Annotated in this window: 23 protein-coding genes; 14 read left to right on the top strand and 9 right to left on the bottom strand. The window is 74.2% G+C overall.

The genetic code is table 11. From position 1 onward, the window contains the following. Positions 1 to 4: 4 nt before the first annotated feature. Both OG900_10470 and OG900_10465 read left to right on the top strand, forming a co-directional pair. Positions 5 to 1369: an insulinase family protein gene (locus tag OG900_10470; GenBank protein WUH95697.1), complete on the top strand. Its 1365-nt coding sequence runs from the start codon at positions 5 to 7 to the stop codon at positions 1367 to 1369. Between the two features lie 169 nt (positions 1370 to 1538). Further along, a complete protein-coding gene (locus OG900_10465; protein ID WUH90477.1) occupies positions 1539 to 2213 on the top strand; it encodes a GntR family transcriptional regulator in 675 nt (224 codons plus the stop codon). A 172-nt stretch (positions 2214 to 2385) separates the two neighbouring features. Here OG900_10465 and OG900_10460 read toward each other — a convergent pair whose 3' ends face one another. Further along, entirely contained in the window at positions 2386 to 2676 is a 291-nt protein-coding gene (locus OG900_10460; GenBank protein WUH90476.1) for an HPr family phosphocarrier protein, read from the bottom strand. Between the two features lie 150 nt (positions 2677 to 2826). On the opposite strand from OG900_10460, the gene OG900_10455 reads away from it, so the two are divergent. The 4 genes from OG900_10455 (at position 2827) to OG900_10440 (ending at position 8196) form a co-directional block, all read left to right on the top strand. Then, positions 2827 to 5637, top strand: coding sequence for a GNAT family N-acetyltransferase (locus OG900_10455; GenBank protein WUH90475.1), 2811 nt, complete (start codon positions 2827 to 2829; stop codon positions 5635 to 5637). 84 nt (positions 5638 to 5721) lie between these two features. Beyond that, positions 5722 to 6306, top strand: coding sequence for a DUF5998 family protein (locus OG900_10450; GenBank protein WUH90474.1), 585 nt, complete (start codon positions 5722 to 5724; stop codon positions 6304 to 6306). Beyond that, positions 6306 to 7499 (top strand): alkaline phosphatase family protein, encoded by a 1194-nt coding sequence (locus OG900_10445; protein ID WUH90473.1) that lies wholly within the window; start codon positions 6306 to 6308, stop codon positions 7497 to 7499. Before OG900_10450 ends, OG900_10445 begins: the two co-directional genes overlap by 1 nt. Positions 7500 to 7545: 46 nt before the next feature. After that, positions 7546 to 8196, top strand: a complete 651-nt coding sequence (locus OG900_10440; GenBank protein WUH90472.1) for a thymidine kinase — start codon at positions 7546 to 7548, stop codon at positions 8194 to 8196. Positions 8197 to 8242: 46 nt separating this feature from the next. Here OG900_10440 and OG900_10435 read toward each other — a convergent pair whose 3' ends face one another. Continuing rightward, positions 8243 to 8380, bottom strand: coding sequence for a hypothetical protein (locus OG900_10435; GenBank protein WUH90471.1), 138 nt, complete (start codon positions 8378 to 8380; stop codon positions 8243 to 8245). On the opposite strand from OG900_10435, the gene OG900_10430 reads away from it, so the two are divergent. Genes OG900_10430 through OG900_10420 form a run of 3 tightly spaced genes read left to right on the top strand, consistent with a single transcriptional unit; the run spans position 8344 to position 11314 of the window. Next, positions 8344 to 9600 carry a mandelate racemase gene (locus OG900_10430; protein WUH90470.1) on the top strand — a complete coding sequence of 419 codons (1257 nt, stop codon included), beginning with the start codon at positions 8344 to 8346 and terminating at the stop codon, positions 9598 to 9600. The two genes, OG900_10435 and OG900_10430, sit on opposite strands and share 37 nt — an antisense overlap. After that, positions 9597 to 10250, top strand: a complete 654-nt coding sequence (locus tag OG900_10425; protein WUH90469.1) for a ThuA domain-containing protein — start codon at positions 9597 to 9599, stop codon at positions 10248 to 10250. The genes OG900_10430 and OG900_10425 overlap by 4 nt, the downstream gene beginning before the upstream one ends. Beyond that, positions 10235 to 11314 (top strand): Gfo/Idh/MocA family oxidoreductase, encoded by a 1080-nt coding sequence (locus OG900_10420; GenBank protein WUH90468.1) that lies wholly within the window; start codon positions 10235 to 10237, stop codon positions 11312 to 11314. The genes OG900_10425 and OG900_10420 overlap by 16 nt, the downstream gene beginning before the upstream one ends. A gap of 938 nt (positions 11315 to 12252) precedes the next feature. Here OG900_10420 and OG900_10415 read toward each other — a convergent pair. Then, positions 12253 to 13260 (bottom strand): sugar phosphate isomerase/epimerase, encoded by a 1008-nt coding sequence (locus OG900_10415; protein ID WUH90467.1) that lies wholly within the window; start codon positions 13258 to 13260, stop codon positions 12253 to 12255. A gap of 69 nt (positions 13261 to 13329) precedes the next feature. Further along, a complete protein-coding gene (locus tag OG900_10410) occupies positions 13330 to 14490 on the bottom strand; it encodes a Gfo/Idh/MocA family oxidoreductase (protein ID WUH95696.1) in 1161 nt (386 codons plus the stop codon). 216 nt (positions 14491 to 14706) lie between these two features. On the opposite strand from OG900_10410, the gene OG900_10405 reads away from it, so the two are divergent. Next, positions 14707 to 15927 carry an ROK family transcriptional regulator gene (locus OG900_10405; GenBank protein ID WUH90466.1) on the top strand — a complete coding sequence of 407 codons (1221 nt, stop codon included), beginning with the start codon at positions 14707 to 14709 and terminating at the stop codon, positions 15925 to 15927. Between the two features lie 12 nt (positions 15928 to 15939). Here the strand turns inward: OG900_10405 and OG900_10400 are convergent, their stop codons facing one another. Continuing rightward, positions 15940 to 16713, bottom strand: a complete 774-nt coding sequence (locus tag OG900_10400) for a VOC family protein (protein ID WUH90465.1) — start codon at positions 16711 to 16713, stop codon at positions 15940 to 15942. Positions 16714 to 16848: 135 nt separating this feature from the next. On the opposite strand from OG900_10400, the gene OG900_10395 reads away from it, so the two are divergent. Next, the gene (locus OG900_10395) at positions 16849 to 17673 is read left to right on the top strand and encodes a sulfurtransferase (GenBank protein ID WUH90464.1); all 825 of its coding nucleotides are present in this window, start codon (positions 16849 to 16851) and stop codon (positions 17671 to 17673) included. A gap of 683 nt (positions 17674 to 18356) precedes the next feature. Here the strand turns inward: OG900_10395 and sepH are convergent. The 3 genes from sepH to OG900_10380 all read right to left on the bottom strand — a co-directional run bounded on the left by sepH (position 18357) and on the right by OG900_10380 (position 22366). After that, positions 18357 to 19460: a septation protein SepH gene (gene sepH / locus OG900_10390; GenBank protein WUH95695.1), complete on the bottom strand. Its 1104-nt coding sequence runs from the start codon at positions 19458 to 19460 to the stop codon at positions 18357 to 18359. A 352-nt stretch (positions 19461 to 19812) separates the two neighbouring features. Beyond that, positions 19813 to 21165: an FAD-binding protein gene (locus OG900_10385; GenBank protein ID WUH90463.1), complete on the bottom strand. Its 1353-nt coding sequence runs from the start codon at positions 21163 to 21165 to the stop codon at positions 19813 to 19815. After that, positions 21092 to 22366 carry an MFS transporter gene (locus OG900_10380; protein WUH90462.1) on the bottom strand — a complete coding sequence of 425 codons (1275 nt, stop codon included), beginning with the start codon at positions 22364 to 22366 and terminating at the stop codon, positions 21092 to 21094. Before OG900_10380 ends, OG900_10385 begins: the two co-directional genes overlap by 74 nt. A 149-nt stretch (positions 22367 to 22515) precedes the next feature. On the opposite strand from OG900_10380, the gene OG900_10375 reads away from it, so the two are divergent. Continuing rightward, positions 22516 to 23676 (top strand): ferrochelatase, encoded by a 1161-nt coding sequence (locus OG900_10375; protein ID WUH90461.1) that lies wholly within the window; start codon positions 22516 to 22518, stop codon positions 23674 to 23676. An 8-nt stretch (positions 23677 to 23684) separates the two neighbouring features. Beyond that, positions 23685 to 24509, top strand: coding sequence for an inositol monophosphatase (locus OG900_10370; protein WUH90460.1), 825 nt, complete (start codon positions 23685 to 23687; stop codon positions 24507 to 24509). Positions 24510 to 24609: 100 nt separating this feature from the next. On the opposite strand, the gene OG900_10365 is transcribed toward OG900_10370, so the two are convergent. Beyond that, positions 24610 to 24783 (bottom strand): hypothetical protein, encoded by a 174-nt coding sequence (locus OG900_10365; GenBank protein WUH90459.1) that lies wholly within the window; start codon positions 24781 to 24783, stop codon positions 24610 to 24612. 233 nt (positions 24784 to 25016) lie between these two features. Between OG900_10365 and OG900_10360 the strand changes: the two genes are divergently transcribed. Beyond that, positions 25017 to 25670, top strand: a complete 654-nt coding sequence (locus OG900_10360) for a response regulator transcription factor (GenBank protein ID WUH90458.1) — start codon at positions 25017 to 25019, stop codon at positions 25668 to 25670. Position 25671 lies beyond the last annotated feature (1 nt).

The following is a 25671-nucleotide window of genomic DNA, read 5'->3' as shown; positions in this document are numbered from 1 at the left end:
CGTCATGACGTTCCACCCGCGGCCGCAGGCCGGCGACCCCAAGCCGTGGGCCTTCCCGGCCCCCGAGCGCGGCGCGCTCGGCAACGGCGTGACGCTGCTGACGAGCCACCGCCCGGGGCAGCAGGTCGTCGCCGTCGAGGTGCTGCTCGCGGCGCCGCTGGACGCCGAGCCCGAGGGCCTGGACGGCGTCGGCACGATCATGGCCAGGGCGCTGTCCGAGGGCACCGACCGGCACACCGCGGAGGAGTTCGCGGCCGAGCTGGAGCGCTGCGGCGCCACCCTGGACGCGCACGCCGACCACCCCGGGGTGCGGGTCTCGCTCGAAGTGCCCGCCTCCCGCCTCGACCGGGCGCTGGCGCTGCTGGCCGACGCGCTGCGGGCGCCGGCCTTCCCCGACGACGAGATCAAGCGGCTGGTCGCCAACCGGCTGGACGAGATCCCGCACGAGCTGGCCAACCCGGGGCGGCGGGCCGCGATGGCGCTGTCCGAGGAGCTCTTCCCCGCCACGCTGCGCTGCTCCCGGCCGCGGCAGGGCACCGAGGAGACGGTCCGCAGGATCGACGCGGACGCGGTGCGCGCCTTCTACACCGCCCATGTGAGGCCCGCCACGTCCACCGCGGTCGTGGTCGGCGACCTGACCGGCATCGACCTGCCGGCGCTGCTGGACGACACGCTGGGCCGCTGGACCGGCTCCAAGGCCGAGCCGCGCCCCCGCCCGGCGATCACCGCGGACGACACCGCCCGGGTGGTCATCGTGGACCGGCCCGGCGCTGTGCAGACCCAGCTGCTCATCGGGCGCACCGGCGCCGACCGGCACGACCCGGTGTGGGCGGCGCAGGTGATCGGCACCTACTGCCTCGGCGGCACCCTGACCTCCCGGCTCGACCGGGTGCTGCGCGAGGAGAAGGGCTACACCTACGGGGTGCGGGCCTTCGGCCAGGTGCTGCTGGGCTCCGCGGACGGTACGGGCGCCGCGCTGCTGGCGATCAGCGGCTCGGTGGCCACCGAGGTCACCGGCGAGGCCCTGGCCGACCTGCGGCAGGTCGTCCGCACCCTCGCCGAGGGCGGCCTGACGGACGACGAGCGGGACGTCGCGGTGCAGAACCTGGTCGGGGTGGCGCCGCTGCGCTACGAGACGGCCGCCGCGGTGGCGGGCACCCTCACCGACCAGGTCGAGCAGGAGCTGCCCGACGACTTCCAGGCCCGGCTGTACGCCCGGCTCGCGGCCACCGGGACCGTGGAGGCCACCGCGGCCGCGGTGAGCGCCTTCCCGCTGGACCGCCTGGTGGTGGTCCTGGTCGGCGACGCCTCGGTGATCGCCGAGCCGGTCCGCGCGCTGGGGATCGGCCCGGTGCGCGTCACCGGCTGAGCCCGACCGGCAGCACCGCACGACCCGGAGCCCCGGCGCCCGTACAGGCGCCGGGGCTCCGCGCGTATCGGGTCAATTCAGGGGCCGCATTCCCTTTTCCTTCTGTGCTGGAATAGAGTCACTGCAGAATAACGGGGAAAGAACGGAGTCCTGCGATGCGGAATCGGACGTGAACGGGACGGAAGGCACGGCGAGGCGTATCTCTGCCGAGGTGGTGTGTACGGCCATCCGCGACGACATCGTCGCCGGATACTTCCCGCCGGGCAGCCGGCTGACCGAGGAACTGCTCGCACAGCGCTACGGGGTGTCCCGGGTGCCGGTGCGCGAGGCGCTGCGCACCCTGGAGTCCGAGGGCTTCGTCCGCACCCGCAAGCACGCGGGCGCGTCGGTCGCGGAGCCCACCGAGCAGGAGGCCGCCGACCTGCTCGACATCCGCGGGCTGCTGGAGCCGCTGGGCACCGCGCGGGCCGCCCAGCGGCGCACCGACGCGCACCTGAAGGTGCTGCGCGGGCTGGTCCGGCTCGGTCAGGAGCGGGCGGTGCAGGGGCAGCTGTCCGACCTGCCGTCGCTGAGCGGCTGGTTCCACGAGACGCTGGCGCAGGCGTCAGGCAGCCCCACGCTGGCCGCGCTGCTGATCCAGTTGCGGCACAAGATCTCCTGGGTCTACGCCGACGGCGGCTCGGCGCGGGCCGCTGAGGCGTGGGAGGAGCACGCCGCGATCGTGGACGCGGTCGCCCGCGGTGACGCAGAGCGGGCCCGCAGGCTCGCCGCCGTCCATGTCGAGCACGCCGCAGCGGTGAGGACCCTGAAACACCGCGTAAACGCGGGGCGCCGCCGCAATTAACAATCGCACCGTATACAAGAGTGGTGAATTGCCGGTCGGGTATCGCCGCTGGCAATTGCAAAAAGCGGGCCCCGACAATCCGTGAGGACTGCGGGACCCGCTTCTATTCAGCGTGCGCGCACGCGGTTGCGGCTCTGCCGCAAAGCCGGTGGTGCGGCCTGCGGGAAAACCGTCAGACGGTCTCGGGAAGCTCTTCGAGGCCCTCCGCGACCAGCTTCGCCAGCCGGTCGAGTGCGGTCGCCGCCTGCTCGGCGTCCTCGGCGTCGGAGGCGAGCACGACCTCCTCGCCGCCCCGCGCGCCCAGGCTCAGCACCGCGAGCATGGAGGCGGCGTTCACCGGGCTGCCGTCCAGCTTGGCGATGGTCACCGGCACTCCCGCGGCGGTCGCCGCGCGGACGAAGATGGACGCGGGGCGGGCGTGCAAGCCCTCCGCCCAGCCGACGTTGACGCGGCGCTCAACCATGGTGTTGCCCCTCAATGTGTGTCAGGCCTTCAAGTTGTCTAGACCATTTTTGCACGACGGGAGTGCTGCTCCGGCACGCCGGTGCGCATGGCCAAGACTGCCCCTTGCGCCTGCCCGCCGCTAGCCGGGCACGCCGCATACGCTGGGGCCATGACCGACCCGCAGGACCCGCACGACCCCGCGACCCGGCCCTACCCCGTCCACTGGGAGGCCGACGTCGTGCTGCGGGACGGCGCCATCGCCCACATCCGGCCGATCGGTCCCGACGACGCGGGGCGGCTCGTCGACTTCTACGAGCAGGTCTCCGACGAGTCGAAGTACTACCGCTTCTTCGCGCCCTACCCGCGGCTGTCCGACCGGGACGTGCACCGCTTCACCCACCACGACTACGACGACCGGGTCGGCCTGGCCGCCACCGTCGGCGGCGAGTTCATCGCCACCGTCCGCTACGACCGCACCGACGAGGCAGGCCGCTCGACCGCCGGCCGGACCGGCACCCGCGCCGAGGTCGCCTTCCTGGTCCAGGACGCCCACCAGGGCCGCGGGGTCGCCTCCGCGCTGCTCGAACACATCGCGGCCGTCGCCCGCGAGCGCGGCATCCTGCACTTCACCGCCGAGGTCCTGCCCGCCAACCGCAAGATGGTCAAGGTCTTCACCGACGCCGGCTACACCCAGCAGCGCAGCTTCGCCGACGGCGTCGTCCACCTCGACCTCGACCTGGAGCCCACCACCGAGTCGGTGCAGGTCATGCGCTCCAGGGAGCACCGGGCCGAGGCCCGCTCCGTGCAGCGGCTGCTGCGCCCCGAATCGGTCGCCGTCATCGGCACCGGCCGCCGTCCCGGCGGGGTCGGCCGCAGCCTGCTGCGCAACATCGTCGCGGGCGGCTTCACCGGCCGCCTCTACGCGGTCAACCACTCCTTCCCGCCCGGCGGCACCGACCTCGACGGCGTTCCCGGGCACCGCTCGGTCCGCGAGATCACCGACGCCGGCGACAGCGTCGACCTCGCGGTGGTCGCCGTGCCCGCGGAGCGGGTGCCGCAGGCCGTCGCCGACTGCGGGGAGGCGGGCGTACGCGGCCTGGTCGTCGTCGCGGCCGGCTACTCGGAGACCGGCCCCGAGGGCAGGGAGCGCCAGCGCGAGCTGGTACGGCAGGCCCGCAGCCACGGGATGCGGGTCATCGGGCCGAACGCCTTCGGCGTGCTCAACACCGCGCCCGGCGTCCGGCTCAACGCCTCGCTGTCGCCTGAGATGCCGCTGCGCGGCCGGCTCGGCCTCTTCACCCAGTCCGGCTCGATCGGCATCGCCCTGCTCTCCGGCCTGCACCGGCGGGGCGCCGGACCCTCGACCTTCGTGTCGGCCGGCAACAGGGCCGACGTCTCCGGCAACGACCTGCTCCAGTTCTGGCAGGACGACCCGGACACCGACGCGGTGCTGATGTACCTGGAGTCCTTCGGCAACCCGCGCAAATTCACCCGGCTCGCCCGCCGCACCGCCACGGCCAAGCCCGTCGTGGTCGTCAAGGGCGCGCTGCACACCGGCTCGGTCCCCGCCGGGCACAGCGTGGCCGCCCGCATCCCCGACAGCACCGTCAGCGCGCTCTTCCGCCAGGCAGGCGTCATCCGCGTCGACACCGTCACCGAACTCCTCGACGCCGGGCTCTTCCTCGCACTCCAGCCCCTCCCCGCAGGCAACCGCCTCGCCGTCCTCGGCAATTCCGAGTCCCTCGGGCTGCTCACCTACGACGCCGCCCTCACCGCGGGCCTGCGCCCCGCACCGCCCCAGGACCTCACCACGGCAGCGAGCCCCGCCGACTTCGCCGCCGCACTGGCACACGCGCTGGCGGACCCGGCCACGGACGCGGTCGCGGTCACCGCGATCCCCCGCGTCGGCACCGAGGAGCCGGCGGACGCGGCGCCCGCCGGCCCCGGGCTCGGCGGTGAGCCCGGCCTCGACGCGGGGCCGGAGGCCGGGGACGACCCGGCGCTGAGCGACGCCCTGCGGCGGGCCGCGGTCGGCGGCAAGCCCGTCGTCGTGGTCCATCTCGCGCTGGACGGGCTGGCCGACCGGCTCGGCGCGCCCGCCGGGGCGGGCGCCCGCATCCCCGCCTACCGCGCGCCCGACCGGGCCGTACGCTCGCTCGCCGAGGCCGCCGGATACGCCGCCTGGCGGGCCGGGGCGGCGGACCCGGGGCGCGTACCGCAGTTCGACGACATCCAGGAGGCCGCGGCCGCGGACGACGTGCGGCGGCTGCTGCCCGACGGCTCGCCGCCGGAGGGGCTCACCCTGTCCGACCGGGACGCGGCGGCGCTGCTCGGGCGCTACGGCATCACCGTCCGCCGCGCCCTGCCCGCGCCCGACCCCGACGCCGCCGTCGCCGCGGCCGCGGCCCTGGGCTATCCCGTCGCGCTCAAGACCACCGCCCCGCACCTGCGGCACCGCGCCGACCTCGGCGGCGTCCGGCTCGACCTCGCCGACGAGGGCGACCTGCGGCGGGCCTACGACGAGCTGACCGCCCGGCTCGGCGGGCCCGCCGAGCTGCGGCCGGTCGTCCAGGCGATGGCGCCGCGCGGCGTCGACACGGTCGTACGCGCCGGCATGGACCCCGCCGCCGGGGCCGTCCTGTCCTTCGGCCTGGCCGGGCCGCCGTCCGAGCTGCTCGGCGACATCGCGCACCGCCTCGTCCCGGCCACCGACCGGGACGCCGCGGAGCTGATCCGCTCCATCCGGGCCGCGCCGCTGCTCTTCGGCTGGCGCGGGTCGGAGCCGGTCGACACGGCGGCGTTGGAATCGCTGCTCCTGCGGGTCTCGCTGCTCGCCGACGACCTCCCCGAGGTCGTCGCGGTCTCGCTCGACCCGGTCGTGGTCGCCCCGCACGGGCTCACCGTCCTCGGCGCGACCGTGCGGCTGGCCCCGCCCCCCGCCCGCACCGACCTCGGGCCGCGCGCCCTCTCCTCCTTCTGACCCTCCCGGGCCGGGGCCCCGGCGGCGGAAGGTCCGCGGTCATCGCAGGCCGGTAAGGCGAGGGGACGCGACTAGGATGGGCGCATGGCGAAGACCGGGACGACGACGCAGGGACTGCGGACGGCGATCGAGCGCAGTGGCTACTACCCGACGCTCGTGTCGGAGGCCGTGGAGGCAGCGGTCGGGCAGGAGCCGGTCGCGTCGTATCTGGTGCACCAGGAGACGACGTTCGACGCGAACGAGGTGCGGCGGCATGTGACCGTGCTGGTGCTCACCGAGGGCCGCTTCATCGTCAGCCACACAGACGAGCAGGCCGCTGACGACACCTCGCCGACGCCGTATGCGACGACCTCGACGGAGTCGGTGAAGATCGGCCGGATCTCGTCGGTCGTGGTGAGCCGGGTGGTGGCGAACCCGGAGTCGTACACCCCGGGCACGCTGCCGCGCGAGGTCGTGCTGACCATCGGCTGGGGCGCGGTGTCGCGGCTGGACCTGGAGCCGGCCGCCTGCGGGGACCCGGACTGCGAGGCCGACCACGGCTACACCGGCTCGTCCACCGCCGACGACCTGTCGCTGCGGGTGAGCGAGGCCGGCGACGGGCCGGACACCGTACGGCAGACGTTGGCCTTCGCGCAGGCGCTCTCCGAGGCGACCGCGGCCGTCGACTGATGGGCCATCCGTTCCACGGCGGCCCCGACCCGGTGCCGCTCGACCCGCGTACGGCTCCCGCGCCCGGCTACGGCAAGGCCGCGCTGTGCGATGTGATCCCCGCGGCCGTGGCGGGCTTCGGCATTCCCGGGATGCCCGCCACCGCTCTCGACCTGGCGCCGGCCGACCGGGTGTGCGTCTTCCTGGTGGACGGCCTCGGCTGGGAGCTGATCGGGCGGCACCCCGAGGAGGCGCCGTATCTGAACTCGCTGCTGCCGTCCTCGCTGGGCGGCACCGGCCGCCCGCTGACCGCGGGCTTCCCGGCGACGACCGCGACCTCGCTGGCCTCGATCGGCACCGGGCTGCCCCCCGGCGCGCACGGCCTGGCCGGCTACACCACGCTCAACCCGCAGACCGGCGAGCTGATGAACCAGCTGCGCTGGCAGCCCTGGACGTCGCCGACGGCCTGGCAGCCGTATCCGACGGTCTTCCAGCTGGCCGACGCCGCCGGGATCGCGACCTGCCAGGTGTCCTCGCCGACCTTCCAGCAGACCCCGCTGACCAAGGTGGCGCTCTCCGGCGGGGTCTTCCACGGGCGGCTGACCGGCGAGGAGCGGATGGACCTGGCCGCGGACCGGCTGGGCGCGGCCGACCGGACGCTGGTCTACACGTACTACAGCGAGCTGGACGGGATGGGCCACCGGCACGGGGTGGACTCCGACGCCTGGCGCGGGCAGCTGATGATGGTGGACCGGCTGGCGCAGCGGCTGGCCGAGCAGCTGCCGCCGCGGGCGGTGCTCTATGTGACCGCCGACCACGGCATGATCGACATCCCCTTCGACGAGGACTCGCGGATCGACTTCGACGAGGACTGGGAGCTGCGGGCCGGTGTCGCGGTGCTCGGCGGCGAGGGCCGGGCGCGGCATGTCTACGCGGTGCCGGGCGCCGCGGCCGACGTGCACGCGGTGTGGAGCGAGGTGCTGGGGGAGCGGATGTGGGTGGCGACCCGGGCCGAGGCGGTGGCGGCCGGCTGGTTCGGCCCCGACCCCGAGCCGCGGGTGCTGGCCAGGATCGGCGACGTCGTCGCCGCCGCCTGCGACGACATCGCGATCACGGCCACCCGCACCGAGCCGGGGGAGTCCAGGATGACCGGTCTGCACGGCTCGATGACCCCCGTGGAGCAGCTCGTGCCCCTGCTCGAAGTACGCTCCTGAAGGTCGCACGTCCCCCCTCCCCGATCGAAAGGCCGCTGTCCCACCCATGCCCGAGCTGGTCTTCTTCTCCGGAACGATGGACTGCGGCAAGAGCACGCTCGCCCTGCAGATCGTCCACAACCGCACCTCCCGCGGACTGCAGGCGGTGATCTTCACCCGGGACGACCGTGCGGGCGAGGGCAAGCTGTCGTCGCGGCTCGGCCTGGTCACCGACGCGGTCGAGGTCACCGACGGTATGGACCTCTACGGGCATCTGGTCGCGCTGATAAGCCGCGGCGGCCGGGTGGACTACGCGGTCGTGGACGAGGCGCAGTTCCTGGCGCCGGACCAGATCGACCAGCTGGCCAGGGCGGTGGACGACCTGGGAGTGGACGTCTACGCCTTCGGCATCACCACCGACTTCCGCACCCGGCTCTTCCCCGGCTCCCAGCGGCTGATCGAACTCGCCGACCGCATCGAGGCGTTGCAGGTCGAGGCGCTGTGCTGGTGCGGGGTGCGGGCCACCCACAACGCCCGTACGGTCGGCGGGGTGATGGTCGTGGAGGGCGCGCAGGTGGTGATCGGGGACGTGGACGGCAAGTCCGCCGAGGTGGGCTACGAGGTGCTGTGCCGCCGCCACCACCGGCGCCGCATGACCAGCGCGAGCGCGGGCGCCGGGGCGCTGTCGCCCGACGTGCTGCCGGTGACGCCGTCATGACGCGGGCCCGGGTGACCGCGGAGGTCGCCCGGGGCCCGCGCGCGGGTCAGCCCGCCGAGGCCGGGCCGAAGCCGGCGACGACCGTGCGGTCGCCTGTCACCGGGACGCTGACCGAGGCGGCGGTGCTGCCGAGGTCCGTGCCGTCCAGTGTCCAGCCGAGCAGCCGGAAGCCGGCCGCGGGCACGGCGGTGGCGGTCACCGTGCCGACGCATCACGGCCGTCCGCACGTTCCTGACAGCCCCGCACGGCTGTCCCCACCTCATCGTCCGCGTCGAGACCAACGACCCAGGACTCTACGGCCTCGGCTGCGCGAGCGACCCCCAGCGTACGCTCGCCGTCCGCTCGGTCCTCGACGACTACGTCGCCCCGCTGCTGGCCGGCCGGGACCCCGACGACATCCACCGGCTGCTGCTCAACAGCGCCTACTGGCGCGGCGGCCCGATCACCGGCAATGCGCTCGGCGGCGTCGACGCCGCCCTGTGGGACCTCAAGGCCAAGCGCCTCGGGGCGCCGCTGCACTCGCTGTTCGGCGGCCGGGTCCGCGCCTTCGCCGAGGCCTACACCCATGTCGACGGGCGCGACGCCGCCGAGATCGCCGACAAGGTGCTGGCCGCCCGCGAACGCGGCTACCGGCATGTGCGCGTCCAGGCCGCGCTCCTGGGCGCCGACACCTACGGCGCCGCCGGCGGCGGCACAGCCGATCCCGAGGCGGTACGCACCCGGCGCGCGCCCTGGGACGGCGCCGGATATCTGCGGCACGTGCCCCAGGTGCTCACCCGGGTGCGCGAGATCGTCGGCGACGGCGTCGAGCTGCTGCACGACGTGCACGAACGGCTCGACCCGCGGCAGGCCGGGGAATTCCTGCGGCGGATCCAGGACGCGGCGCTCTACTTCGTCGAGGACCTGCTGGCCCCCGAGGACGCCGGGCACTTCAAGCGGCTGCACGACGCCTCGCCCGTACCGCTGGCGGTCGGCGAGCTCTTCCACGACCCGGCGCAGTTCGCCGCGCTGCTGGCCGGGCCCGACATCGAGATCAGGGTGCCCACCCTGGGCGGGCTGACCCCCGCACGGAAGATCGCGGCGCTGTGCGAGCTGCGCGGCGTACGGTTGGCGCCGCACGGCCCGGCCGACGTCAGCCCGGTCGCACAGGCCGCGACCCCGGCGATGGACATCTCCAGCCACGCCTTCGGGGTGCAGGAGGCCGCGGTCTTCAGGCCGCAGGTCCACGAGGTCTTCCCCGGCACGATCACCGCGCGGGACGGCGGGCTGCGCCCGCACCAGACCCCGGGCCACGGCGTCGACTCCGACGAGGCCGCGGCCCGGAAGCACCCGGTACCCGAACCACTGGCCCACGACCGCTGGGCCCTGCTGCGCAATACCGATGGGAGCGTGCAACGCCCGTGACCGATCCGATTCGGAAGGCCCTCGTCGTCCGCGGCGGCTGGGAGGGACACTCGCCGGTGGAGATCACCGACCTGTTCCTGCCCTTCCTCAAGGACCAGGGCTTCACCGTCGAGACCGCCCGGACGCTCGACGTCTACGCCGACGCCGAACTGCTGGCGGCGACCGATCTGATCGTCCAGTGCTGGACGATGGGCGACATCACCGCCGAGCAGAGCCGCGGCCTCGCCGACGCGGTCCGCGCCGGCACCGGCTTCGCCGGCTGGCACGGCGGTGTGATCGACTCCTTCCGCGGCGACCTGGACTACCAGCGGCTGACCGGCGGCCTGTTCCTGATGCACCCGCCGGGCTTCGTGGACTACACCGTCGACCTGGCGCCCGCCGGGCACCCGATCACCGCCGGGCTCGGCGGCTTCGCCGTGCACACCGAGCACTACTGGGTGGCCACCGACCCGGCGAACGAGGTGCTCGCGACCTCGGTCTTCCCGGCCGGCGGCGACCGGGCGCGGGACGTGGTGATGCCGCAGGTGTGGACCAGGACCTGCGGGGCGGGGCGGGTCTTCGTCTCCGCGATCGGCCACAAGGCCGACGACTTCGACGTGCCCGAGGTCCGGGCGATCACCGAGAGGGGACTGCTGTGGGCGAGCCGCTGAGGATCGGCATGGTGGGCGCGGGCAGGATCAGCGGCCAGTACCTGGACACCGTCGCCCGGCAGGACGGGCTGCGGCTGACCGCGGTCACCGACCTGGACCCGGCCCGCGCCAAGGAGGCCGCGGGCAGGTCCGGCGCGGAAGTGGCCGCCGGCGTCGGGGAGCTGGTCGCCAGGGACGACGTGGACGCGGTGCTCAACCTGACGATCCCGGCCGTCCACGCCGAGGTCGCGCTGGCCGCGATCGGCGCGGGCAAGCACGTCTACGGCGAGAAGCCGCTCGCCACCACCCGCGAGGAGGCCGCCGCCGTCCTGGCCGCCGCGCGCACCGCGGGCGTACGCGTCGGCAGCGCCCCCGACACGGTGCTCGGCACCGGCACCCAGACCGCGCGCAGGGCGGTGGACGACGGGCTCATCGGCACCCCGGTGGCGGCGACCGCCTTCATGACCACCGCGGGCCACGAGGCCTGGCACCCCGACCCGGAGTTCTACTACCGGCCCGGCGGCGGCCCGCTGCTGGACATGGGGCCCTACTACCTGTCCGCGCTGGTGCACCTGCTCGGCCCGGTCGTCAAGGTCACCGGAGCCGCCGCGGCGCCGCGGGCCGAGCGGGAGATCGGCAGCGGGCTGCGGGCCGGGCAGCGCTTCGCGGTCGAGGTCGACACGCATGTGACGGGCGTTCTGGAGCACGCGGGCGGCGCCCTGTCCACGCTGATCATGAGCTTCGACATCCACGCGGCCCACCTGCCGCGGATCGAGGTGCACGGCACCGCGGGCTCGCTCGGCGTGCCCGATCCCAACGGCTTCGAGGGCCCGGTCGAGCTGTTCACGGCCGGCTCCTGGCAGCCGCTGCCGGTCTCGGCGGGCCACCGGGGCGCCGGGCGCGGCACCGGCCTGGCGGACCTGGCCGCCGCGGTGGCCGAGGGCCGCCCGCACCTGGCGTCGGCCGAGCTGGCCGAGCACGTGCTCGACGTGATGCTCACGCTGATCGAGGCGGCACACGAGGGCAGGTCGCTGCCGGTGGCGAGCAGCTGCGAGCGGCCCGCGCCGGTGCCGCTCACCGGCTGACGGGGGAGCGGAGGCGGCGGAAAGGGACCGGTCATGAGGGCCGGTCCTTTCCCGCCGCCTTTTCGCGCCGCTGATGTCATGTCAATCAACGGACGGAGAACGCCCGTTGCGGCGGGGAATTCGCCTGACACACACGTTGTCGCAGGTGCCGACGCCCGCCGCGCGGTCCTGCCGGCCGGCACCCGCCCCCGCGCCGCCCCCGCGGCGGCCCCGGCGGCGACGGTGCTCGGCGAGGACGTACTGGCCGGACTCGCCCGCGCCCTGGAAGCCCTGTGCCCCGCGGGCGGACCGGCGGGGGCGCCTCCGGCGGGCGGACCGGCCGCGGCCCACTCGGCGGGCACACCCGTGGCGCGGCACCCGGCCCCCGACGGCCTCGACGGCTTCCTCGCCGGCGCCGTCGAGCACCACCCCGACATCGCCCTGCACGCGATCACCCTGTGGGACGACGACGGCGGGCACCCGGCCGCCGCCACCGGCGGCCCCAGCGTCCACCTGCTGCCTGCCAGATCGTCCTGGCGCGGCTTCCTGCGGGCGATGGTCGCGCTGGACAGCACCAGCCACCCCGAATCCTCCCGCCGGGTCTACCTGGACCTGATCGCCGCGCTCCAGCAGGCGGAGGGCCCGGTCGGCTGGCTGCGGGAGAGCGTCGCGGGGCACCTGCGGGCGCCGCGCGGCACCGCGCCCGAGACGGGCGGCGCGGGCGGCGCGCCGCACCCGACGTCGTCGAGCGGTGTGAACCAGATCGACCTGGGCTCCTTCAACGAGTGCGTCGTCATCGAGTCGGTGCGGCTGTCCGGCACCATCACCCGCGGCGAGATCGCCCACCGCACCGGATCGGCGGCTGACCGCACCGCGCCACGGCCGCCGGCCGCCCGCCCCGGAAGGTCGGGGCGGGCGGCCGGCGGCCTCCTCCGGTGCGACAGGCCGTCGCGGGGCGGTCAGGAGGACGAGCTGAAGGCCGAGTCGAAGGACGCGGCGGGCGGCTCGATCGCGGCCAGCTCGCGTACGTGCGCGAGCGCGGCGGGCGCCCCCAGCAGCCGGTCCATGCCGGCGTCCTCCCATTCCACCGAGATCGGCCCCGCGTAGCCGATGCTGTTGAGCATCCGGAAGACCGGCTCCCACGGGACGTCGCCGTGCCCGGTCGAGACGAAGTCCCAGCCGCGCCGCGGGTCGCCCCACGGCAGGTGCGAGCCGAGCCGCCCGTTTCGCCCGTTCAGCTGCTTGACCGACTCCTTGCAGTCGACGTGGTAGATGCGGTCCTTGAAGTCGTAGAGGAAACCGACCGGGTCCAGGTCCTGCCACACGAAGTGGCTCGGGTCGAAGTTCAGCCCGAAGGCCGGGCGGTGGCCGATCGCCTCAAGGGTGCGCACGGTCGTCCAGTAGTCGTACGCGATCTCGCTCGGGTGCACCTCGTGCGCGAAGCGCACCCCGACCTCGTCGAAGACGTCGAGGATCGGGTTCCAGCGGTCGGCGAAGTCCTGGTAGCCGCGGTCGATCATCTCCGGCGGCACCGGCGGGAACATCGCCACGGTGTGCCAGATCGAGGAGCCCGTGAAGCCCACCACGGTGTCGACGCCGAAGGCGGCGGCGGCCCGCGCGGTGTTCTTGATCTCCTCGGCGGCCCGGGTGCGCACCCCCTCGGGCTCCCCGTCGCCCCAGATCCTGGACGGCAGGATGCCCTTGTGCCGCTCGTCGATCGGGTGGTCGCAGACCGCCTGCCCGGTCAGGTGGCAGGAGATGGTCCAGCACTTCAGCCCGTGCTTGTCCAGGGTGTCGCGCAGCCGGGGCAGGTAGCCGTCGTCGCTGAGCGCCGCCTCGACGTCGAAGTGGTCGCCCCAGCAGGCGATCTCCAGGCCGTCGTAGCCCCACTGCGAGGCCAGCCGGCACACCTCGGTGAAGGGCAGGTCGGCGAACTGGCCGGTGAAGAGGGTGACGGGTCGTGCCATGTGCGTCCTCCTGTGGCGGGGGGTGGGCGGTCGGGTCGGTGCGTGTGCGGCCGGTGCGTGCGCGGCGGCTCAGGACTTCGCGGTGGCGCCCTGCACCGGGATGTGGACGCCGAGCGCCGCCGCGCTCGACTCGACGGCCGCCAGCACCTTCTGCACCTGGAGCCCGTCGCCGAACGACGGCCGCGGGTCCGTACCCTCCGCGACGGCCGTCACGAAGTCGCGCACCTGGTGGGTGAAGGTGTGCTCGTAGCCGATCAGGTGGCCCGGCGGCCACCAGGCGTCCAGATACGGGTGCGTCGGCTCGGTCACCAGGATGCGCCGGAAGCCCGCCGTCGAGGCGTCCTCCGAGCGGTCGTGGAAAGCCAGTTCGTTCATCGATTCGGCGTCGAAGGCCAGCGAGCCCGCGGAGCCGCTGATCTCGATCCGCATCGCGTTCTTGTGCCCGGTCGCGAAGCGCGTAGCCTCGAACACGCCGATCGCGCCGCCGTCGAAGCGGGCCGTGAAGAGCGCCGCGTCGTCCACCGTCACCGCGCCGCGCTCGCTGCTCGCCGTCCCCGACAGGCCGCTGGAGCTGGCCGGCAGCGGGCGCTCGGTCACGAACGTCTCCAGCACCGCGCCCACCGAGGAGATCCGCTGCCCGGTCAGGTACTGCGCCACGTCGATGCTGTGCGCGCCCAGGTCGCCGAGCGCGCCGGAGCCCGCCCGGTCCTTCTGCAGCCGCCAGGCCAGCGGGAATTCCGGGTCCACCAGCCAGTCCTGCAGATACTGCGCCCGCACCTGGTGGATCCTGCCCAGCCTGCCCTGCTCGACCAGCTGCCTGGCCAGCGCGAGCGCCGGCACCCTGCGGTAGTTGAAGGCCACCATGGACCGCACCCCGTCGGCCGCGGCCTTCTGCGCCGCCGCGGCCATCTCCTCGGCCTCGCGCACCGAGTTGGCCAGCGGCTTCTCGCACAGCACGTGCTTGCCGGCGGCCAGCGCCGCCAGCGCGATCTCGGCGTGGCTGTCACCGGGCGTACAGATGTCCACCACGTCGATGTCCGGGCGGGCCACCAGATCCCGCCAGTCGGTCTCCGCGGACTGCCAGCCGTACTGCTCGGCGGCCTGCCGGACGCGCTCCGCCGACCGGCCGCAGACCGCGGCCAGCTCGACCCGAAGGGGCAGGTCGAAGAAGCGGCCCGCGGTGCGCCACGCGTGCGAATGCGCCGCTCCCATGAAGGCATGGCCTACCATGCCGATCCGCAGGGCCTGCGGTGCTGTCTCCGTCACGTGCGTCCTCCTCGGGCGGCACTGGGCCGTGAATCGTTATTCATCCGGCATCGACTGAAACTCGTGGAGTTGGATAGAACAGTTCGCGAGTTTCTGCCTGAACTTCGTCATAAGTCAAGGCTCTTGACCGGTCCTGACGCAAGAGGGTGCGGCCCGCGGATCCAGCACCCGAGGGCCGACATGCACACACCCCCGGGGGTAGAGATCGACACACCAGTCAACCTGCGCGAGATCGGAAGGCTGCGGGTGCTCGAAGCCCTGCACGCCACACCGCGCAGCAGCCGTCCCGAGCTGGTACGGGTCACCGGCCTGTCCCGGGCCACCGTCTCCTCGCTGGTCGCCGACCTCATCGCGGTCGGCCTGGTCACCGAGGAGGAGCCGGACGCCGACGACCCGGAGCCGCGCCGCACCGGGCGCCCCGCGCAGTCGCTGTCCCTGGTGCCGACCGCGGGCTACGCGATCGGCGCGGACATCGGCCACCAGCACGTACGGGTGAACCTGTGCGACCTGTTCGGCACGGTGCTGTGGGAGCACTGGGTGGCCAAGGACGTGGACCGCGCGCCCGGGGAGACCCTCGACCTGGTCGCCGTCCTGGTCGGCCGCGCCCTCCAGGAGACCGGCGTCGCCAGGGCCCGGGTGCTCGGCATCGGCGCGGGCATCGCCTCCCCGGTCGAGAAGGGCAGCGGCGAACTGGGCGCCGAGGGCATCATGCCCGGCTGGGTCGGCCTGCACCTCACCGATGAGCTGCGGCAGCGCACCGCGCTCCCGGTCCGCGTCACCAACGACGCCAACGCCGGCGCCCTGGCCGAGCTGATGTACGGAGCCGGGCGGCAGATCGGCGACATGGTCTACGTACGGCTGTCGGCCGGCATCGGCGCCGGCATCGTCAGCAACGGGCAGCTGCTGCTGGGCGCGCGCGGGCTCGCCGGGGAGATAGGCCACCTGCCGCTCATCGCCGACGGCCTCATCTGCCGCTGCGGCAACCGCGGCTGCCTGGAGACGGTGGCCAGCCCCGTCGCCATCGCGCGGCTGCTGACGCAGAGCTGGGGCCGCCATGTCGCCGCCCGCGACCTGCCCGCGCTGATCAAGCAGCGCAACACCGGCGCCCTGCGAGCCGTCCGCGACGCCGGCGACGCGGTCGGCCGCGCCCTGTCCACCCTGGTCACCCTGCTCAACCCGCGCCTCATCGTGGTGGGCGGCGACCTCGCCTCGGCCGGCGAGGACCTGCTCGAACCCCTCCGCGCCGGAGTCCGTCGGCACACCCTGCCCTCCGCCGCGCGGGGCGTCGAGATCGTCACCGGCGGCCTCGGCGACGGCGCCGAGGTCCGCGGAGCGGCCGGCCTGGTCCTCGCGGGCGCCCCGCACCTCCTGTCGACCACGCCACCGGTCGAGGTGGCCTGACCGGTCACCCGGCTACAGCTGGCCGAGCACGGCGAAGGCGGCGCCCTCGGGGTCGGCCAGCGTGGCCGCCGGGCCGTACGGGCCCGGGTGCGGCGGGGTGAGGACACGGCCGCCGAGGCGGGTGGCGAGGCGGGCGGCGGCCGGGACGTCCTCCACGGCGAAGGCCGTCATCCAGTGCGCGCCGCGGTCCCGCGGCAGGTCCTGGCCGACACCGTGGACGCCGGCCACCGCGCGGCCGTCCACGGTGAGCACGGCGCGGTCCTCGTCGGCCGCCGCCTCCTGCTCCAGCCCGAAGCCGAAGACCGCCTCGTAGAACTTGCCGACCAATGTCGAGTCGTGCGTGACGAGTTCGCTCCGCGCCACGCTCCCCGGCACGCCCGTGAGGTCCGCCCCGCCGAACGTCCCGCTCTGCCAGATCCCGAAGACGGCACCGGACGGGTCGACCGCGACCGCCAGCCGGCCGTCCTCGCCGATGTTCAGCGGGCCGATGCCCACCGTGCCCCCGCACTCCCGGACCGACTCCGCGGCATGGTCGACGTCGTCGACGGTGAGCATCGTGGTCCAGGACACCGGCCGGTCCGCCTCCGGCGCCCCCTCGCCGATACCGGCGACCGGCAGGCCGTCGATCACGGCGAGCGAGTACGAGCCGAGCTGCTGGGGGCCCGGGGTGAATCCCCAGCCGAACAGCGCCCCGTAGAAGTCCCGGGCCAGGTCGGCCCGGTGCGCCATCAGGCTCGCCCAGCAGGGTGTGCCGGGGGGACGCCGGGACGGTACCTCGGTGGTCATGCGAACGCTCTCCTCATGGGCAGCCCGCTGCCTGCCCGGCTTTCCGCGGGATTGGCACAGCCGATGGTCGCACCGACGGAAGCGGTGTGCGGTGGGCCGCGCCGGGTACAACTGCCGGGCCTCCACAATAGGTGCATGGAATTTCTCATCTCCGCGGCCGAGCTGGCCGCCGCCCCCGTACCGCCGGTCCTGCTCGACGTGCGCTACCGGATGGGCGGACCGCACGGGCACGGTGAATACGCCAAGGGCCACATCCCCGGGGCCCGTTACGTCGACCTGGACGCCGAGCTGGCCGCGCCGCCGGGAGCCGCGGGCCGGCATCCGCTGCCGGACGCGGGGGACTTCGGCGCGGCCATGCGCCGGGCCGGCGTCGGCGATGACACGGACGTCGTCGTCTACGACGACTGGAACGGCTGGGGTCCGGCCCGCGCCTGGTGGCTGCTGCGCTGGGCCGGCCACCGCAAGGTCCGGGTGCTCGACGGCGGCCTGGCCGGCTGGCAGGCCGCAGGACAGCCGCTGAGCACGGAGGAACCGCCGCCGGGCGAGGGCGACTTCGTGCCGCGGCCCGGCGGCATGCCGGTGGTCGACGCGGAGGGCGCTGCCGCGCTGGCCCGCCGCGGGCTGCTGCTCGACGCCCGCGCGGCCGAGCGCTACCGCGGCGAGGTCGAGCCCATCGACCCGGTGGCCGGCCACATCCCCGGCGCGGTCAACGCCCCCACCACGGCCAATGCCGCCCCTGACGGCACGTTCCTGCCTGCGGCGGAGCTTGCCGCCCGGTTCGCCGCCCTGGGCGCCACCGGCGCCACGGAGGTCGGCGTCTACTGCGGTTCCGGCGTCTCCGCCGCCCACCAGATCCTCGCCCTCGCCGAGGCCGGCATCCCCGCCACGCTCTACCCGGGTTCCTGGAGCGAATGGGTCTCCGACCCGACCCGCCCCACGGTCACGGGCCCGACCCCGTAACCCCCACCGGACCGGTGCCGACCCGCGCCCCCGGCGGCGCCCTCCGCCCCAGAGGTCAGCCCCCGGGGGCGCGGGGAACCGCGCGCGCGACCACGCACCGGCCGGTGGTCCGGGTGCGGACCGATCTGCCCCTTCGGGCCGGTGGCGACCCGCGTCCCGGTGGTCCGGTGCGGACGGAAGTGCCCCTTCGGGTGGGTGGCGACCCGCGTCCCGGTGGTGGGTTGGCCGCGCGGTTCCCCGCGCCCCTGAAAAACGGTCATCCTCTGCGGAGAGGGCACCCCCCGGGGGCGCGGGGAACTGCGCGCGCGACCACCGACCGGCCGGTGGTCCGCTGCGGACGGAATTGCCCCTTCGGGCCGGTGGCGACCCGCGCCCCGGTGGTGGGTTGGCCGCGCGGTTCCCCGCGCCCCTGAAAAACGGTCATCCTCTGCGGAGAGGGCACCCCCCGGGGGCGCGGGGAACTGCGCGCGCGACCACCGACCGGCCGGTGGTCCGGTGCGGACCGATCTGCCCCTTCGGGCCGGTGGCGACCCGCGCCCCGGTGGTGGGTTGGCCGCGCGGTTCCCCGCGCCCCTGAAAAACGCTCACCCGGCGGTGCAGGTCCGCCCCCTGAAAAACGCTCGCCCGGCAGGGCAGGGGCGCCCCCCGCCCGGGGGACCCGGGGATCAGTGAGGGCAGGAGGGCTATTCCTGCTTCTTGCGGCGGCTGCCGAAGACGATCTCGTCCCAGCTGGGGACCGTCGCCCGGCGGCCGGGGCGTACGCCGTCCGCCTCGGCCTGGCGGTCGGTCGTACCGACCAACCGGTCGCGGTGGCCCGCGACGGCCCGGGGCATGAGGACGTCGGCGTAAGCCGAACCCGCGCTGGCGGCCGGAGCCGCCGTCTCCTGCTCGACCTCGGCCGCCGGCTCCGCCGGCACGGGGTCCGGCGGGGCGGTCGGCGGCGCGGGCACCACCATGTCGCCGCGGAAGCTCGGCACCGCCTCAAGCAGGCTGGTCAGCGAGTCGCGCTCGTCCGGCTCGGCGGCGGCGACGGCTTCGGCCCGCGCTTCGCGCGCCTCGCGCGGCTCACGGTCCTGGCGGTCCAACTGCCGGTCGAGCGCCCGGTCCAGCGGGCGATCCCTCGGCAGCCGCGCGATCCTCGGCACGAACGGAAAGCTCGGCTCCTGCGCCTGCGACTGCGCCTGCGTGGTCTCGCCGATCAGCGACCTGGCCTCGTCGTCCACGGCCTGCACCAGCCGGCGCGGCGGGTCGTAGGTCCAGCTCGCCGAGTGCGGCTCACCGGCGACCCGGTAGACCAGCAGCACCTCCCAGGTGCCGTCGTCGCGCCGCCAGGAGTCCCACAGCACGGTCTCCTTCTCCGCGCCGCGCAGCAGCAGCCGTTCGGCCACGGCCTCGCCCAGTTGCGGGCCGGTGCTCTCGCCCTGCCGCCTGACCGGGGTCTTCCTGGCCCGCTCGGCCATGAAGGCGCGCTCGGCCAGCACGGGGCCCTCGAACCGGCGTACCCGCTCCACGGGGATGCCGGCCATCTGCGCGACTTCCTCGGCGGAGGCGCCCGAGCGTATCCGCGCCTGGATGTCGCGGGGCCGCAGATGGCTCTCGACCTCGATCTCGATCTGGCCGAGCCTGGCACGGTCGTTGCGGACGGCGGCGCGCAGCCGCTCGTCGATCGGGAGCGTGTATTCCGTGCTGTCGGCAGCCTTGAGCACCAGTCGTGTGCCGTCGTTGCTGACGGCCACGACGCGCAGTTCGGGCACGGTTACCTCCCGGGTGGTGCCTGCCGACGTCAGTTGCGTCGCTGCTCCCGTTGGACGAGTGTGGCCTGCCCGGGTGCAGCGTGCCACAACCTTGCAGAGTTACCCGGCGTGTCGGCACTGACTGGTGACACGCCGTTATGGGACGGTGGTCGATTGGCCACTGAGTGTGACCGATCGCCGCACTCCGGGACGAGCGCCGTCGAGGCTCCCCTCCCGTTCGTCCGGGCGACCGGACGGGCAACCGGGAGCACGGATTCGTCACGGTACTCCATTTGGGCCAGCGGGGGGTGGCTGCCGCGCCGCGGAATGTGGTGTACGGCAGGGGAGTTGAGTGACCCGGCTCACTCGTTCGTGGGACGCGCCGGGGGCAAACGGGGGCGAAGGGCTACGAACCAAGCACCCGCCGGAGGTAGTCGTTGGCGAACAGCCGCCCCGGGTCCAACCGGTCGCGCAGGTCGGTGAACTCGGTGAAGCGCGGGTAGGCCGTCCTGAAGTAGTCCGCGTCCCTGGTGTGCATCTTGCCCCAGTGCGGCCGGCCGCCGCGCTCCGTCATGATCTTCTCGACCGCGGTGAAATACTCCTGGTATCGGCTGCCGCGGAACATATGCACGGCGATGTACGCGCTGTCCCGGCCGGACGCCGTCGACAGCGCGATGTCGTCGGCCGGCGCGACCCGTACCTCCACCGGGAAGCTGATCCGCAGGGACGACCGCTCGACCATCGCCTTGAGCTGCCGGATCGCGTCGACCGCCGCCTCCCGCGGCACCGCGTACTCCATCTCCACGAAGCGCACCCGGCGCGGGCTGGTGAAGACCTTGTAGGGGATGTCGGTGTACGTACGGGCCGACAGCGCGCGGCTGGAGATCCTGGCGATGCCCGGGATGGCCGCGGGAGCGGCCCTGCCCACCGCGCAGGCGGCCTGGAAGACCCCGTTGGACAGCAGTTCGTCGTCGATCCAGCCGCGGACCGCGGGAAGCGGCGCCGCGGGCCCCTGGCTGCGGTTGTTGCGCTTGGTGTTGCAGCTGTCGGTGTGCGGGAACCAGTAGAACTCGAAGTGCTCGTTCTCCGCGGCGAGCGCGTCGAACTCGGACATCACCCGGTCGAAGGCCATCGGCTCCTCACGGGCGGTCAGCAGGAAGACCGGCTCCACCGCGAAGGTGACCGCGCTGATCACGCCGAGCGCGCCGAGGCCGATCCTGGCGGCGGCGAAGACCTCGGGCCGCTCGTCGGCCGAGCAGGTCAGCACCGAGCCGTCGGCGGTGACCAGTTCGAGCGCGGTGATCTGCGCCGCGATGGAGCCCGAGTCCCGTCCGGTGCCGTGGGTGCCGGTGCTGGTGGCGCCTGCCACCGTCTGCTCCATGATGTCGCCCATGTTGGTCAGCGACAGGCCCTCCGCGGCCAGCGCCGCGTTGAGCTGCTTGAGCTGCACCCCCGCCTCGGCGGTCACGGTGCCCGCGGCCCGGTCGATGGAGCGGATCGCGGTCAGCCGCTCGGGGCGGATCAGCACCCCGCCGGTGGCGGCGGCCGAGGTGAAGGAGTGGCCCGAGCCGACCGCCTTGGCCGTCAGGCCGTCCGCCGCGGCCGCCCGCAGCACCTCGGCCAGCTCGTCGGCCGAGGCCGGCGTCGCGGTGCGCACCGGGCGCGCGGCGACATTGCCCGCCCAGTTACGCCATGTCCCCGTGTCCGTCGATCGCGTCGTGCGCCTCGATCGTGCCGTGCCTGTCGTCGTCGTACCCACCGCGCGGCTCCTCCCGCTCCGACGCCGGACGCAGCCGGCGATACCCGAGTCCTGCCACCGCCGCGGCGAGCACCGCCGCGGCGGCGGGCACCGCGAAGGCCGTCGAGGCGCCCTGCGCGTCGGTCAGCCGACCGGAGAGCGCGGCCCCCAGGGCGACCCCGATCGCGAGCCCCGTGGTGGTCCACGTCATGCCCTCGGTCAGCTGTGCCCGCGGTACCAGCCGTTCGACCAGGTTCATCGACGTCACCATTGTCGGTGCGATCGTCAGACCGGAGAAGAACAGCGCCACGGCCAGGAACGCCAGGTTTCCGACCAGTAGTGGCGGGATCATACTCACCGCCATCAGGCTCACGCCCAGCAGGAACCTGCCCTGCGCGGTCCCGCGCGGTCTCATCAGGCCGAACGCCAGTCCGGCCAGGCACGACCCGAGGGCATATGTCGCCAGCACCAGACTCGCCAGCGGCTTGTGGCCGCGCTCGTCTGCGAAGGCCAGGGTGATCACCTCGACCCCGCCGAAGATCATGCCGATCCCGACGAAGACCCCGATGAGCACCGGCATGCCGGGCGACCGCAGCGGCGAGCCGCCCCCCTGGTGGGTGCGCGGATGCGGCCGCGGCTCGGTCCGGCGCTGCGCGGTCAGCAGCAGCACTCCGGTGCCCAGGAACAGGGCGGCCAGCAGCGGCCCCGCCTCGGAGAACCAGCCCGTGCACAGCCCGATGGACAGGATCGGGCCGACGATGAAGACGATCTCGTCCACCACGGACTCGAACGAATACGCCGTGTGCAGAAGTTCCGGCGCCCCCCGGTGGATGGCCGACCAGCGGGCCCGCACCATCGCGCCCAGGCTCGGCATGACGCCGGCGCCCACCGCGCACACGAAGAGCAGCCAGTAGGGCGCCCGGCCCCGCACCAGGGCCAGCAGCACCAGCACCGACAGCACGGTGATCGCGGCCGCCGGCCGCAGCACCCGCGCCTGGCCGTACCTGTCCACCAGCCTGGAGACCTGCGGCCCGAAGGCCGCGCCGGACAGCGCGACGGTCGCCGACAACGCGCCGGCGAGCCCGTAGCGCCCGGTGACCTGCGAGACCATCGTCACGATGCCGATCCCCAGCATGGACAGCGGCATCCGCCCGACCAGCCCCGCCGCGGAGAAGGCCCGGCTGCCGGGCGCCGCGAATATCGCGCGATAGGGGCTGGTCACGATGGCGCTCCCGGTAAGGACTCTGGTGGGTCCGTACAGCTTACGAAGCGTGGCAACCGGTTATCCGGCGCGCGGCAACCGGTTGAAGGCCGCCCCGCTCGGCCGGGGCCGGTCGGGGGCGTCGGGCGCCTGGTGGCAGGATCGGAGGTATGCCAGAGCAGTCACCCCCCAACGACGCCCGCCCGCCGGCGACCGCAGCGCCGGGCACCGGCCCGGCCCCCTACGACGCGCTGCTGCTGCTGTCCTTCGGCGGCCCCGAGGGACCAGACGACGTGGTGCCGTTCCTGGAGAACGTGACCCGCGGCCGCGGCATCCCGCGCGAGCGGCTCAAGGAGGTCGGCAGGCACTACTTCCTCTTCGGCGGCGTCAGCCCGATCAACGCGCAGAACCGCGACCTGCTCGACGCCCTGCGCAAGGACTTCGCCGAGCACGGTCTGGACCTGCCGGTCCACTGGGGGAACCGCAACTGGGCGCCCTACCTGACCGACACCCTGCGGGAGATGTCCGACGCCGGCCACCGCCGCATCCTGGTGCTGGCCACCAGCGCCTACGCCTCCTACTCGGGCTGCCGGCAATACCGCGAGAACCTGGCCGCCGCCCTGGCCGACCTCGCCGCCGAGGGGCGCGCGGTGCCGCAGGTCGACAAGCTGCGGCACTACTTCAACCACCCAGGCTTCGTCGAGCCCATGGCCGAGGCGACGCTGGCCGCGCTGGCCGCCCTGCCGCCCGCGGTGCGGGCCGGGGCGCGGCTCGCCTTCACCACCCACTCGATCCCGACGGCGGCCGCGGACACCTCGGGCCCGGTGGAGGGCCACGGCGACGGCGGCGCCTACGTCGCGCAGCACCTGGAAACCGCCGCCCTGGTCGCCGGCGCGGTGCGGGCGGCGGACGGCGTCGAGCGCGGCTGGGACCTGGTCTACCAGTCCCGCAGCGGCTCCCCGCAGATCCCCTGGCTCGAACCCGACATCTGCGACCACCTGGAAGCGGCCGCCGCCGAGGGCGTGCCCGCCGTCGTCATGGTGCCGATCGGCTTCGTCTCCGACCACATGGAGGTGAAGTACGACCTGGACACCGAGGCGACCGCCAAGGCCGCCGAGCTGGACCTGCCGGTCAGCAGGGCCGCCACCGTCGGGGCCGACCCGCGGTTCGCCGCGGCCGTGCGCGACCTGGTGCTGGAGCGGGCCGCCACCGAGCGCGGCGCGGCTCCGGCGCGCTGCGCGCTCGGCGCGCTCGGCCCGAGCCACGACGTGTGCCCCGTGGGCTGCTGTCCCGCCAGGACGCCGCTGCCCGCCGCCGCAGGAATGGACTGAGGAGTCACGTGAGCACCCAAGCGTCACCGCCCGACCGCACCGCGGAGTTCGCCGAGCTGCTGGAGGTCGCACTCGACGCGGCCCGCAGAGCCGGCGCACTGCTGCGCGACGGCCGCCCCGCCGACCTCGGGGTCGCCGCCACCAAGAGCAGCCAGGTCGACGTCGTGACCGAGATGGACATCGCGGCCGAGAAGCTGATCACCGCCTGCATCGGCCGGCTCCGCCCCGACGACGGCTTCCTCGGCGAGGAGGGCGCGAGCCGGGAGGGCACCAGCGGGGTGCGCTGGGTCATCGACCCGCTGGACGGCACCGTGAACTACCTCTACGGCCTGCCGTCCTGGGCGGTCAGCATCGCCGCCGAGAAGGACGGCGAGGTGGTCGTGGGCGTCGTGGAGGCGCCGATGCGCGGCGAGACCTACCAGGCGGTGCTGGGCGGCGGCGCACTGGTCAACGGCGCCCCCGCGCGCCGCAGGCCCGCGCCCGAGCTGTCCCACGCGCTGGTCGGCACCGGCTTCGGCTACCTGTCGGAGCGCCGGGCCGCGCAGGCGGAGGTGGTGCGCACGCTGCTGCCGCAGGTCCGCGACATCCGGCGCGGCGGGTCCGCCGCGATCGACCTGGTCGACGTCGGCTGCGGCCGGCTCGACGCCTACTACGAGCGCGGCCTGAACCCCTGGGACCTCGCCGCGGGCGACCTCTTCGCCCGCGAGGCAGGGGCGCTCACCGGCGGCCGGCCGGGCGAGCGCGCCTCGGGCGACCTGACGGTCGCCGCGCCCACCGGCCTCTTCGAGCCGCTCCAGCAGCAGCTGGACGCGCTGGGCGCCTGGCACGACTGACGGCCCGTCCCGGCCGCCCGCACGGGGCGGCTCCGGCCGGCCACCCGCGCAGATGCGAACGCCCCGGCTCCCTCAAGGGGCCGGGGCGTGCGGCCGGGGGTCAGGCGACCTTGGGCCGAACGTCCACGCCGTGCTCCGCGGCGAGCCTGCGCAGGTCGTCCAGCTCGCCCTGTTCGACCTCGGCGAGGAATTCGTCGCCCGTCTCCCGCGCTTTCCGCAGGTCGGACTCCGTGGTGTGTATGCGCTGCAGGATTCCGGTGGTGAACGCGTCCATGTGGCGCCCCCTCGTCGTCTCCGTTGACACGGGGAATGTGTCAAGCCAGATACCGCGCGCGACAACGCGCGGCAGGCGTGGTGGGTTGGTGTGCAGTCGTCCTCCCCGCCATGTCCGCGGGGGAAACCTCATCTGCCGGGGGGAAATTCCACCGCTGGCGCACTTACCGCCGATTTACCCGTCCCCGGTGCAGGATGGAGGAGCATTCCCACAGCTCACGGAAGGACAGCGCCTTGCGCGTACTGGTCGTCGAGGACGAGCAACTGCTCGCCGATGCGGTTGCCACCGGCCTTCGCCGCGAGGCCATGGCCGTCGACGTGGTCTACGACGGCGGCGCCGCCCTGGAGCGGATCGGGGTCAACGACTACGACGTGGTCGTACTGGACCGTGACCTCCCGGTCGTGCACGGTGACGACGTGTGCCGGCAGATCGTCGAGCTGGGGCTGCCCACCCGGGTGCTGATGCTCACCGCCGCCGGCGACGTCAGCGACCGCGTCGAGGGCCTGGAGCTGGGCGCCGACGACTACCTGCCCAAGCCCTTCGCCTTCACCGAGCTGACCGCCCGGGTCCGCGCGCTGGGCCGCCGTACGACCGCGGCCCTGCCGCCGGTCCTGGAGCGCTCCGGCATCCGGCTCGACCCGAACCGCCGCGAGGTGTCCAGGGACGGCGCCGAGGTGCACCTGGCGCCCAAGGAGTTCGCCGTGCTGGAAGTGCTGATGCGCAGCGAGGGCTCGGTGGTCTCGGCCGAGCAGCTGCTGGAGAAGGCCTGGGACGAGCACACCGACCCGTTCACCAACGTGGTGCGCGTCACGGTGATGACCCTGCGCCGCAAGCTGGGCGAGCCGCCGGTGATCGTCACCGTGCCCGGCTCGGGCTATCGGATCTGAT

Origin of the sequence: Streptomyces sp. NBC_00433 (assembly GCA_036015235.1) — a bacterium.
Classification (GTDB): Bacteria; Actinomycetota; Actinomycetes; order Streptomycetales; family Streptomycetaceae; genus Actinacidiphila.
The sequence above is the reverse complement of the archived record's forward strand: the minus strand, read 5'-3'. Positions and strand labels throughout refer to the sequence as shown.